This is a genomic window from Autumnicola aciditolerans (assembly GCF_041679265.1).
Classification (GTDB): Bacteria; Bacteroidota; Bacteroidia; order Flavobacteriales; family Flavobacteriaceae; genus Autumnicola.
The window spans coordinates 73,607-85,678 of the sequence record NZ_JBGFSM010000008.1 but is presented as its reverse complement, the minus strand read 5'-3'; the positions used below and the strand labels follow the sequence as shown (position 1 = coordinate 85,678).

Here is a 12,072-nt window from a genome sequence, read left to right as displayed (position 1 = left end):
ACTGGATTCTTGAGCTAAAATTTTTTGAGCGGGTTTTTGTGTCCTGTATGGCAATTAAAATTGAATCCTGTTTCCTGAAGATAAAGCAAACAGCGGTAAGTCCAAACTTTTTGAAGTTTCGTGCCCCATCAATCAGAAATGTGCATTTTTCAGCTAAGCGTCTAATACCAATAGGGGTCTAAAGCTAAAGGAGTGACCAGGAGAGAAAAGCATTTTAGGGTTTATAGCAATCGTAAAGGTGTAAGAAAGTTTTCTACATAAAAATTCCATGGCTCCAGAGAAGAAAGATCAGCAAAAATAAAAGTACTAGGGCTATCCCAACCAATATTTTAGTATGTAATGCAAACCGGCTAAAGTCCAGGTCCTGCATTTCATTTTCCATTTTTTCTGCCCTTAAGAATTTTTCAATTCCTATGACTCGTGCCACCCTTCCCTCCTCCGTAAGATAAACCTTACCGGAAGCATCTGTGCGCACCAGTTTATATTTAAGTAATTTTTCCCAGTGCTCTTTGGAAGAATCCCTTATAAACTCGGTATAGGCCATACCGTCTTTTAAAAGATTCAGTACATAAACATCCTTAGAAATTTGCATGATCGGGGAGCTTTAAATTTTAAGCTAAAGTTAAAACAAATACCTTTTATCTACAAATTTTGCGTTTCATCCAAAACACTTTCATAACCAGATATTTACAGGGGTTTAAACCTTCTCGATCATATTTTAACAAAATTTAGGATTAGAATTCCTCCAAATCTCCTGACCTGTCTAATTTTTTAACAGAAAATTATGGGATTTTTTATAATCCCATCAGTAATTATTCATTTCAATCCGTCTTTCCATTAGAAAAGATAATCATGCTATCCATAAGAACGGGTAGGTTTTTCCCAATTTCAGGAAGAAAGGAGGTTTGCTTCAGCAAAAGCTACAGGAGGGATTTTGCCAAAAATTTTAATACATAAATCTACCATTTCCGCATCAAACATTTGCCAGAATTCCTTGTCTCCTGCAAATTTTTTCCACCGGTCATGAAGATTCATCTTTTGGGCCTGCCCGGAATATAGTGTACCGTCAAAAGAACTTCCCCCGGCCACATTGCTAACTTCCTTAAAACCTTCATCCGAAAATGGTATTTCCAACTCATTAGAGATTTCACGGCGGTATTCTCTATTTGATGTCCAGGAATTGTAATTTACCAATACTTTATGCTGCAGGTATTTATTATCTAAAAATTCCCTTGCATGCTGTTTATAAATGCGTTGTAGCGTTTTTACAGAAATGGGTTTACCGCCGTGGCCGGGATAATGCCCGCGAAGCAACCCGGCTTTAATCCTGCTGGCAAAAAGGTTAAAGGGATCTCTTAAAATGAGTATATCTTTTTTTATTGCTGAAGCTCCCAACCAGTGTTCATCAAGCCCATTCTTTTCCGTTTTTTGTAATGGGCCAAGAAAACAGTCCTCATGGTTGTAAAGCAAATAATCTTTTTTTGAGAATTTGCCCGCCTGCTCCTGTTGAAGATCAAAATCAGGAATGTTGGTACGATAAACCTTGCCGTCCTCCTGATTTAAAGGCCTTGCGGTAGAATAAGGATTATGCTTAGGCTCGGTACAATTTAAAAAACAAAACCTGCCATTTAGCTGGTTTAATATCCAGTTGATGATGGCGTGGTTTCCGCTTCTGGATAAACCAATAATTCGAAATTGTGCTTTTTGAGACAGTTCTTCTTCAGTTTCAAACTGTATTTCGGTATTTGTCTTATTCATTATCCCCCTATTTGTGTTTGGTTTTAATCTAAAAATTATTAGCAAATAAAAAAGAGTTTCGTCAATGGATATGCTGCTCCTGCAGTACATATTTATTACAAAAACCATAACATCTTCAATTTTTCTGTCCATACTTCAGTAAGAAAAAATTTAAACGAATAGCTCTAAGGCGTTTTCCCATCTGAAGAATCAGAAAAACAAGACAAATGTTAAATTTTATAAAATCTGAAATCCTGCTCCTAATCTTTTAGTATTTTGAGATTCTAAAGCTATCATGAATGGATGAAAAATTAGTCCGGCAGCAAATTTCTGAACTGCTTGAAGGAGGTTTTGCCCCTAATGTTATACTGCTAAGGGAATTTTCCTATGATAAATGCGCAGTAATTTTAAATGGTTTGCATTTTTCTGCCTGGATTTTATTAGGTCATATTAAGGCGAGGCAAGAGGCGCTTCTTCAGTTTATGAAGGATCCCGGAAATAATCCCAATGTCTGGCCAGACGCGCATTGGCCGGAAAACCATCAGCCTAAATCCAGGAAAGAATGGGAAAACGCCATTGCTGAGTATGAAAAGGAACTTAAGGAGGTTAAGGCCATTATTGATAATCCGGAAACGCCAATTTTTAAAGTTCAGCAAAACGGAAAAACCATTTCCTGGGCAGCCATGACCATTTTACACCATACCGGATACCATATTGGCCAGTTAAAAACCATTGGTAGGCAACTGGGAATCTGGTAGGTCGGCTTCATTTTTTATGTGAGGCCATGATTTCATTTTTCAAAGTCTCAAAATGACCCTGCGGAAACTTTTTCGGGCGCTTGCCCTCTTTGTTCCCTGCATATCCTAAATATTCCAGCAGTGGCCCAGCTATTTCCATGGCTCTTTGTTTATAAGCTTCAGATAATTGCTCTTTCCAATATCCGGAAGTACCTTTTCTTAGATGTTTCGGGTTTTCTTTTTTCAGATTATTAAAACTCACCGCTTTCTCCAGGCTTTCTCTTTGTTCCTGGGTTAGCGCTACCTGCAAATACTGCAGCAGCGCGGAAAGTTCTTCCTGAAAATTGTTTCTGAACCCTTCAAAAAAACATACCTGTATATTATATTTTTCACTCAGTCTTAAATGATCCCATACATGCCACACCCATTCCGTCATCATCCGGTCAAAATGTCTTTCCAGGTATTTTTTGGGTTCTTTCTCTTCCTGCGGAAAATATTTTTTCATATACGCTGAACAGAAATATTTTGAGGCCGAAATAACGACATCCCGGGGATCTCTTATGATGTAAATCTTCTTGTCAAAATTATTAAAAACAGGAGTACTCCCTTTACAAACCGGCGAGTGCGTCCAGACGTGGCTGGTTTCCTTAAGATACGCCGAAAGATCTTCCACAGGCATCCTAAAAATACTGCTAATCCTATAGCTCACCTGTAAATCTGTAATATCTATCATGTCTATTAGGGACTGCTCAGGATAGTTAAGGTCCCAGTTTTTTGCCAGCTCCTGGATAGGATGCTTCTGAATAAAAGCGGTGGTGTTTTCTCCTTTATACTGCAGGATGCGCTGAAGGATTTGATAAAGCCAGAAATTTCCTGATTTAGGATATCCAATTTGAAGGGTGGTCATTTAAATTTTTCCTCTAAAATAGGAAAAAAGCCGGGATGGCTTTGCGGCAACAGCCGGTTAACATGCCTTTTCCCATAATAGTTTATATTTACACTTATAGCAGGATCATACGCTACTTTTAAAAGCACCTGAAGCACCTTAGCTATTTTTATATTAAAGCTTAAACTATGAAGAACAATTTAATTGAAGATTTAAGAAGCCTGAACAGTCACAGCCTTCTTTTTTTTATTCCACTTATTTTTTTAATCTCTTCTTGCGGAAGCCATAAAGCTATTCCAGAAGATAAAATTGATGCCACACTTCAACTAGCCGCAAATCAATATAAATCTATGGCCGGAAAACTACCCGATGGCAGGTTTCCTAAAACATATTACGCTAAGGAAGATCGTTTTGAAACCAGCGGTTCTGAATGGTGGGTAAGCGGATTTTACCCGGGAACTCTTCTTTACCTTTACGAGGCAACTGGAGATCCTGCTTTAAAAACAGAAGCCGATAGAATTATGAAGGCGCTTAAAAAAGAACAATTTAATACTTCTACCCATGATCTTGGATTTATGATGTTTTGCAGTTTTGGTAATGCGAACCGCCTAAATCCACAGGATGATTACCCTGAAATTTTGATGAACAGTGCCAAATCTTTGGCCTCAAGATTTAATGAAAAAGTTGGAGCCATACGTTCCTGGGATTCAGACGGCGATTCTTTTATTGTAATTATTGATAATATGATGAACCTGGAATTGCTCTTCTGGGCTTCAGAATACAGCGGCGATTCCAGGTATAAGGAAATGGCCATTACCCATGCCAATACTACCCTAAAGAACCATTTCAGGAATAACAACAGTTCGTATCATGTAGTTGATTATAATGAAAATACCGGAGAAATATTGGAAAAACGTACTGCACAGGGAGCCGCAGATGCCTCTGCATGGGCACGGGGGCAGGCCTGGGGATTATATGGGTTTACTGTAGCCTATCGTGAAACCAAAGATCCCAAATATCTGCGGCAGGCAGAAGATATTGCTGAATTTATCCTGAACCATCCCAACCTTCCAGAAGATATGATTCCTTACTGGGATTTTAACGCTCCTAACCTGCCCGATGCCCTAAAGGATTCCTCGGCAGGCGCTATTACCGCTTCTGCCCTGCTCGAGCTTGCCAGGTATGTAGATAAAAAGCCCGGTAAGAAATACTACCAGGCAGCAGAGAAGATGTTATCCTCTTTAATGAATAAAGAATATTTAGCTGAAAAAGGGAAAAATGGCGGTTTTATTCTAAAGCACGGGGTGGGGCATTTACCCCAAAATTCTGAAGTAGATGTGCCACTTACCTACGGGGACTATTATTTTACAGAAGCTTTGCTGCGTTATAAAAATTATCCACCGCCTGGTAAAGCAATTGACATTATGGATAATATACAAAAGAAGCAAATTACTGGCATAGTTAATGAGCGTAAAGGGCTGGAAGACAATTGCCTTTATAAATTATTATAATAAACGACATTAAATATATGAGATCCATAAAACTATTGATTAGCCTTTTACTTCTTGGATTAAGTTTTACTTCCTGCACAAAAGACACTGAAATCCCAGAAGATACGTTAGCTGAAACTTCAGGAGAAAATTCTGGAAATCCGGAAGAAAACCTGTTGGAAGCAGAGGATATTGAAATTGAAGAATTTATTTATTCCGGGATGAATGACATTTACCTGTATAAGGCAGATATTCCGCAACTGGCTAATGACTACTTTGCTTCTGATGCTGAAGAAGCCGGGTTCTTAAGAAATTACGGAAGCCCGGAAGGCCTTTTTGAAGATTTAGTGTCTTCCCGAGACCGTTTCAGTTTTCTTACAGATGATTACATCTCCCTGGAAGAAAGTTTTGAAGGCATAAGCAGTAGTACCGCAGGTATGGAGTTTGGACTTGGCTCTATTAGCGGCACCAATAATATTTTTGCATTTCTACGCTACGTGGTGCCTAATACTCCCGCAGCCGAAGCCGGGCTCACCAGGGGCACGGTTTTTACTGAAGTAAACGGTCAAAAACTAACCATTAATAACTTTTCAGATTTACTGGACGCCGATTCCTTTACTATAAATATTGGAAGGATTGAAAACAGCAGCATTATCATGACCGATGAAACAGCAGAACTTAGCAGGAGCGAGTATACAGAAAATCCTGTTTTCCTGGCAAAAACACTGGAAGTGGAAGGAGAAAAGATAGGCTACCTTATGTACAATAGCTTTATTGGAGATTTTGATGATGAACTAAATGCCGCATTTGCCAATTTTAAAGCTGAAGGAATTACTAACCTGGTGGTGGATTTACGCTATAATGGTGGTGGCTCTGTAGAATCTGCCGTAGACCTTGCCAGTATGATCACCGGCCAGTTTGAAGGAGATGTTTTTATGAAGGAACAATGGAATGAAGAATACCAGTCTTATTTTGAAGCACAACAGCCCGAAAGCCTTATCAACAGGTTTGATTCCCGCATAAGAACCCAGGAATCCATTAATAGTTTGCATTTATCCAAAGTGTACATCCTTACCAGTGCCAGTACAGCTTCTGCGAGTGAATTAGTTATTAATGGACTGAAACCCTACATTAATGTGGTTCAAATTGGGGAAACTACCACCGGTAAATTTCAGGCATCGGTCACCTTGTATGACAGTCCGGATTACAGTCGGGAAAACGCCAATGAGAATCATACCTATGCCATTCAGCCTCTCGTATTTAAATCGGCCAATGCAGACGGGAAATCAGATTATCTCGACGGATTGGAGCCGGACGTGACTTTAGCTGAAGATTTAAATGATCTTGGAATTTTAGGCGAAGCTTCTGAACCTCTTTTAGAGGCTGCTATTAATGATATTCTTGGCAAAGCACAGGTTACCAGGAAAAGTGAATTTTCTATGAAAGCGGGTCGCGATTTTACCCCGGTTGGAGAAAGCGGGATGAATAAACCCGGATATCAAAGAATGTTTATAGATAAACTGCCTGTAATTATGCGAGATAAAGAATTTTAGAGCATCCCATTCTCAAAACACATAAGCCCGGTAAAATTGCCGGGCTTTTTTAATGGAAAATTAAATCAGGAATCTATCAAGACCTAATCCCCGAATTTGGATTAAATTTGTTCTAAAAATCAGGATGACCCGAATTCTTTTATCATTTCTGGCTCTCACATTGTTCCCTGGGTTTATGTATGCGCAACTGGTGAATATAGAATCTAAACGCATGCAGACAGATTCCATTAAATTTGCACTTAATGCCGACATCTCTTATGATTACACCAATAATGACGGGAACCAGGTAAATGAAATTGACGCTGCCCTTACCACCCAGATAAAATCTAAAGACCTAAAAAAAGCTTACCTGTTGCTGGGAAATTACCAGTTGATAGATTCTGATGGCAAAAGCCTTCAGAAATCCTGGTTCCTGCATGGCAGGTTCAATTATAAATTAAGCAACCTGCTTAGGTTCGAAAGTTTTTTACAGGGGCAGTATAACCAGCTCCTGGTAGTAAAGCAAAGAAACCTGGTGGGCCTTGGCTTAAGGATTAAGTGGATGGACAGGGAGTATTTTAATGCTTATGCCGGCAACAGTTATATGTATGAAGTAGAGTATAGCGACAAAGCACAAAGCACTGAATATAATCACAGGAACAGCACTTACATCAGCCTTTCCTATTTTTTCAAATCGCAGCGCTTCTCTATAGCCAATACTTTTTATTACCAGCCGCTTTACGAAAATTTTGCCGATTACAGGCTGCTGGAACAATTCCGCTTTGATATCCCTCTTTCTAAATGGTTTAAAGTTTTTGCCCTCTATAACTATTACTATGATAGTAAAACACCCCTGCAAACTATGGAGTATACCTCTAATCTGAATATTGGGGTTGGAATTAGTTTGTAAAAGAGAATGTAGTAAATTGCCTATAATATAATCTTTATCTATGCACTTAAAGACTGCTTCAGAAAAGCAAAAGCAGGTTGCCACCATCATCACCTTTTTTACAATACCACTTTCAGGGTTCATGACAGATATCTACCTGCCCTCCTTCCCCTCCATGGCCCAGAACCTGGCGGTTTCTGAAAAAAGTATCCAACTCACTCTAACCTGCTTTTTTCTTAGTTATGGCTTTGCCCAGCTTTTTGTAGGCAGCCTGCTGGATAGCGTGGGAAGGTACAGGCCGGTGCTTATTTCCCTGGCTGCTCTTTTTGTAAGCAGTCTCGCCATCACCCTTACAGACCAGGTTTGGCTAATATGTTTTTGGAGAATTGTACAGGGCATTGGAACTTCTTTTATTGTAGTGGCTAAAAGAGCCTATTTTGTAGATGTCTATAACGAAGAACGGAGGAAGCATTATTTAAGTTACTTCACTATTGTATGGTCTTGCGGCCCTATTATAGCACCTTTCCTTGGCGGGTATTTGGAAAATCTATTTAACTGGCATGCAAATTTCTATTTCCTGGCCGGTTATGCCGCAATTTTATTTTTTTCAGAACTGCTTTTTAGCGGGGAAACTATTAGAAATTTTAAAAAATTCAATCTCAAAAAAACATCCTTGCAATATGCTGCCATGCTAAAAAACAAGGCTTTTATTATTGGAATTTTAATTCTCGGGCTGGCCTATTCCATGGTAATGATATTTAACATTGCAGGGCCCTTTGTGGTAGAACATCATTTTAATTTCAATTCAGTTACCACCGGGTATTGCACCCTTATTCTGGGATTTGCCTGGATGATTGGTGGTATTTTAAGCAAAACATTTTCTAATTTCAGGTTTGGCGGGAAACTTAAGTTTTCTACACTTCTGCAAGGAGTATTACTTGGTGCTTTTAGCCTTGCTGCAACTCAGCTGGACCAATTGGTGCTTTTAATTGCTTTTGCTTTTTTAATACATATTTGTTCTGGCTTTATTTTTACAAATTATTTCACCCAGAACATGCTGTTCTTTCCCGGAAGTGCAGGCATTGCCGGCGGTCTAATTGGCGGCCTTCTTTATATCATTACTTCTGTTTCCAGCTTTATTATTTCTTCTTCGGGAGATATAACAACAACTTTGGATATCTCGGTAAGATATCTCCTGTTTGGACTGGCTTTAATAGGGACCATTTTTTATTCTATACACTTACTAAAGAAGAAGTCCCGCAAAGCCGTGAAGGTTTATTAAATTTTAGCTGAAGAGAAATAAAATTATGTGCGGATAGAAATTCTTATTTCACCTAAATATTACATGAGAAATTCATCAGTAAAACACTACAACAACCAGAAGAAAGAAAAAAGCCTTGAAATCTAATGATTACCAAGGCTTTTCTAATTTAAGTTGCGGAGAAAGAGGGATTCGAACCCCCGGAGGTGTGACCCTCAACAGTTTTCAAGACTGCCGCATTCGACCACTCTGCCATTTCTCCTGAGTGCCTCATCAGCTATTCGCTGAATGCGGGTGCAAATATAACACGCTTTTTAATTTTTGAAAAATTTTCCTGATGTTTTTTAGAATACATTTCAATCTATTCTATAATCTGCTGTATTACAAATAATTAAACTCCTCCTTCACTTTAAAACCTTAAGAACTTTCTAAAACTCCCTTCTGCTCCTGCTAAAATCGCTTATCTTTAAAAATAAAATCTGTGCTATGTCAAATATTTTTTCAGCTTGTCACATAAAAAAAATAAAATTAAAAAACAGGCTCGTAGTTTCCCCTATGTGCATGTACAGCAGCGAAGATGGTTTTGCCAATAACTGGCATCTGGTACATTTAGGCAGCCGTGCTGTGGGAGGTGCGGGATTGGTTTTTACAGAAGCTATTGCTGTTTCTCCTGAAGCTAGGATTACTCCCTACGATTTAGGGATATGGAAAGACGAACATATCCCAAAACTAAAGGAAATCGTGCAATTTGCAAATTCTCAGGGAGTAACTATGGGTACGCAGCTGGCCCACGCCGGCCGCAAAGCCAGCACTTCCCGTCCCTGGGAAGGCGGGCTATTTCTAAATGCAAATTCCGGAGGTTGGCAAACGGTTGCTCCCAGTGCCATTTCATTTAAAAGTGAGAATCCGCTTCCACTGGAATTAGATGAAAACGGACTCAAAAAAATTATCACAGATTTTAAGGCAGCCGCAGCCCGTGCTCTAGAAGCAGGCTTTCAGGTAGTAGAAATTCATGCTGCTCATGGGTATCTGCTCCACCAGTTTCTTTCTCCCCTTAGCAATAAAAGAAATGATCAGTACGGCGGAACATTTAAAAACAGGATTCGCTTCCTCTTAGAGGTTGTGAAAGCCGTAAAAGAAGTATGGCCGGAGAACCTTCCTCTTTTTGTAAGAATTTCTGCTACAGATTGGGTAGCAAATGGATGGAATGAAGAAGAATCGGTAGAATTGTCCAAAATTTTAAAAGAAAAAGGAGTAGACCTGATAGATTGCTCTTCTGGCGGACTCCTTCCTGATGTAAAAATTCCGGTTGCTAAAGGTTACCAGGTGAAGTTTGCTGAAAAAATTAAAGCTGAAGCTAAAATAGCTACGGGTGCAGTTGGATTAATAACTACAACAGAGGAAGCCGAAGATATTCTCGCCAAAAATAAAGCAGATCTTATTTTTATGGCGAGGGAATTTTTAAGAGAACCCTATTTCGCTTTAAAAGCTGCACGTGATCTGGAGGAAGAAATCTCCTGGCCTCCTCAATATGAACGCGCTAAAAGGAGAAATTAGCCTAAATTTGTTTCTTAAAAACCTTTGTTTAATTTAACCGCATTCCATTATTATGAAAAAGCAAAATTTAGTAAGCCTGCTTCTCCTGCTGGTAAGCTTAAGCGTATTTTCCCAAAAAGAAGAATATAAAGAACTTATGAGTCAGGACTGGCCAAATCTTAAAAAATACAGGACTTCAAATGAAGAAATTCTTAAAAATGAAGACTATCCCAAAGTTGTTTTTATGGGAAATTCTATAACCGAAGGCTGGGCCAATATGCATCCCGAATTCTTTTCAGAAAATAACTATTTGGGAAGGGGAATTAGCGGGCAAACCACCCCGCAAATGCTTATCCGATTTATCCCCGATGTAATTGATCTTAAACCGGAAGCGGTGGTAATTCTTGCCGGCACTAATGATATTGCGGGAAATACCGGTTTTTCTTCAGTAAAGATGATCACCGATAATATAAAAGCAATGGCCCAATTGGCTGAAGCTAATGGTATAAAGGTGATTTTGAGTTCTATTCTTCCTGTTTATGACTATCCCTGGCGGCCGGGACTGGAACCTGTGGCAAAAATTGCTGAAATCAATAACTGGTTGAAGTCATACGCCAAAGAAAATGGCCACATTTACCTGGATTATTTTTCAGAAATGAAAAATGAGAAAGAGGGTATGAAAGCAGAATTTTCTAAAGACGGTGTACACCCCACTTCGGCCGGATATGATGTTATGGAACCCTTGGTTGAAGATGCTATTAAAAGAGCACTTCAGTAAAAAATAAAGCGGTTCTTTTAGCTATTGGAACAGATATTGTTATCCCAGAATGTTGCTATGGCACAAAATACTTATCTTGCCGTTGATCATTTTAAAACCCTTTAGAGGGATTTGTTAAACCAGCCTGTCCTGTAAAGTTCAGGATAGCATTTGAACCTATACATGAAAAAATTACTTTTAATTGCCTTAACGGCAAATCTCCTTAGCTGTGGTACCCAGCAAAAAAATATTGATAATATTAACCCTATGGAGTATGCCAACACCATTACTCCTACAGAGCTAAAATCGCATCTATATACCTTCGCCAGCGATGAATTTGAAGGGCGGGAAACGGGAGAACCGGGACAAAAAAAAGCTGCTCAATACCTAAAAACGGAATATCAAAACCTTAAAATTCCTGCCGCTCAGGGCAATGATGATTACTTCCAGGAAGTACCTTCAAACTTTTTTCACGGAGATATAAAAGATTCTGAAAATGTTGTGGCCTTTTTAAAGGGAAGTGAGAAGCCTGATGAGATTGTGGTAATTTCTTCTCATTATGACCACGTGGGAATGGATGATGAAGGGAATGTCTTTAATGGAGCAGACGATGATGGTTCGGGGACTGTTGGCGTGTTGGAAATTGCAGAAGCTTTCGCAGAAGCCAAAGCAGACGGGTATACTCCAAAACGCTCTATACTTTTTCTAAATAATACCGGGGAAGAAAAAGGCCTGGTAGGATCTAAATATTATACAGATCATCCTATATTCCCACTGGAGAATACGGTTGCTGATCTTAATATTGACATGATTGGGCGTATAGATCCCGAACATGAAGGCAATGATAACTATATCTACCTTATTGGAAGCGATAAATTGAGTACAGAATTGCATGAACTAAGTGAAGAGGTGAATGAAAAATACATAAACCTGGACCTTGATTATAAGTATAATGATGAAAACGATCCAAACCGTTTCTACTATAGAAGTGACCATTACAACTTTGCGAAACACAATGTACCAATCATTTTCTATTTTAACGGGGTACATGAAGATTATCATCAAATCACCGATACACCAGATAAAATTGACTATGAAGCCCTGGCTAAAAGAGCAAAGCTTGTTTTTCTTACCGCTTGGGAAATCGCCAATCGTGAGCAGCGCTTAATAGTAGATAAAGCTGAAGAAGACGTTGAGTAAGCACTCTTATATAAAAATAAAAAGCCTCATGAATTTCTCCGTGAGGC

Annotated in this window: 11 protein-coding genes and 1 tRNA gene; 8 read left to right on the top strand and 4 right to left on the bottom strand. The window is 39.0% G+C overall.

All coding sequences use genetic code 11. The features are described 5' to 3' along the window. Positions 1 to 253: 253 nt before the first annotated feature. On the bottom strand, positions 254 to 592 hold the full coding sequence (locus tag AB8M93_RS10315) for a hypothetical protein (protein ID WP_373057499.1): 339 nt from the start codon (positions 590 to 592) through the stop codon (positions 254 to 256). Positions 593 to 888: 296 nt separating this feature from the next. Next, entirely contained in the window at positions 889 to 1,758 is an 870-nt protein-coding gene (locus AB8M93_RS10310; RefSeq protein WP_373057498.1) for a hypothetical protein, read from the bottom strand. A gap of 278 nt (positions 1,759 to 2,036) precedes the next feature. On the opposite strand from AB8M93_RS10310, the gene AB8M93_RS10305 reads away from it, so the two are divergent. Further along, complete coding sequence (locus tag AB8M93_RS10305) at positions 2,037 to 2,495, top strand: hypothetical protein (protein ID WP_373057497.1); 459 nt, start codon at positions 2,037 to 2,039, stop codon at positions 2,493 to 2,495. 7 nt (positions 2,496 to 2,502) lie between these two features. On the opposite strand, the gene AB8M93_RS10300 is transcribed toward AB8M93_RS10305, so the two are convergent. Continuing rightward, entirely contained in the window at positions 2,503 to 3,381 is an 879-nt protein-coding gene (locus AB8M93_RS10300; RefSeq protein WP_373057496.1) for a sulfotransferase domain-containing protein, read from the bottom strand. Positions 3,382 to 3,548: 167 nt separating this feature from the next. Between AB8M93_RS10300 and AB8M93_RS10295 the strand changes: the two genes are divergently transcribed. The 4 genes from AB8M93_RS10295 (at position 3,549) to AB8M93_RS10280 (ending at position 8,553) form a co-directional block, all read left to right on the top strand. Continuing rightward, positions 3,549 to 4,871 carry a glycoside hydrolase family 88 protein gene (locus tag AB8M93_RS10295; RefSeq protein ID WP_373057495.1) on the top strand — a complete coding sequence of 441 codons (1,323 nt, stop codon included), beginning with the start codon at positions 3,549 to 3,551 and terminating at the stop codon, positions 4,869 to 4,871. A gap of 17 nt (positions 4,872 to 4,888) precedes the next feature. Further along, the gene (locus tag AB8M93_RS10290; RefSeq protein WP_373057494.1) at positions 4,889 to 6,403 is read left to right on the top strand and encodes a S41 family peptidase; all 1,515 of its coding nucleotides are present in this window, start codon (positions 4,889 to 4,891) and stop codon (positions 6,401 to 6,403) included. A 124-nt stretch (positions 6,404 to 6,527) separates the two neighbouring features. Beyond that, on the top strand, positions 6,528 to 7,292 hold the full coding sequence (locus AB8M93_RS10285) for a DUF481 domain-containing protein (protein WP_373057493.1): 765 nt from the start codon (positions 6,528 to 6,530) through the stop codon (positions 7,290 to 7,292). 40 nt (positions 7,293 to 7,332) lie between these two features. Continuing rightward, positions 7,333 to 8,553, top strand: a complete 1,221-nt coding sequence (locus AB8M93_RS10280) for an MFS transporter (protein WP_373057492.1) — start codon at positions 7,333 to 7,335, stop codon at positions 8,551 to 8,553. A gap of 156 nt (positions 8,554 to 8,709) precedes the next feature. Here AB8M93_RS10280 and AB8M93_RS10275 read toward each other — a convergent pair. Then, positions 8,710 to 8,794, bottom strand: a tRNA-Ser gene (locus tag AB8M93_RS10275). Between the two features lie 224 nt (positions 8,795 to 9,018). Between AB8M93_RS10275 and namA the strand changes: the two genes are divergently transcribed. The 3 genes from namA to AB8M93_RS10260 all read left to right on the top strand — a co-directional run bounded on the left by namA (position 9,019) and on the right by AB8M93_RS10260 (position 12,025). Then, positions 9,019 to 10,089 carry an NADPH dehydrogenase NamA gene (gene namA, locus AB8M93_RS10270; RefSeq protein ID WP_373057491.1) on the top strand — a complete coding sequence of 357 codons (1,071 nt, stop codon included), beginning with the start codon at positions 9,019 to 9,021 and terminating at the stop codon, positions 10,087 to 10,089. A 52-nt stretch (positions 10,090 to 10,141) separates the two neighbouring features. Further along, on the top strand, positions 10,142 to 10,846 hold the full coding sequence (locus tag AB8M93_RS10265; protein WP_373057490.1) for an SGNH/GDSL hydrolase family protein: 705 nt from the start codon (positions 10,142 to 10,144) through the stop codon (positions 10,844 to 10,846). Between the two features lie 162 nt (positions 10,847 to 11,008). After that, a complete protein-coding gene (locus AB8M93_RS10260) occupies positions 11,009 to 12,025 on the top strand; it encodes a M28 family metallopeptidase (protein ID WP_373057489.1) in 1,017 nt (338 codons plus the stop codon). Positions 12,026 to 12,072: the final 47 nt, after the last annotated feature.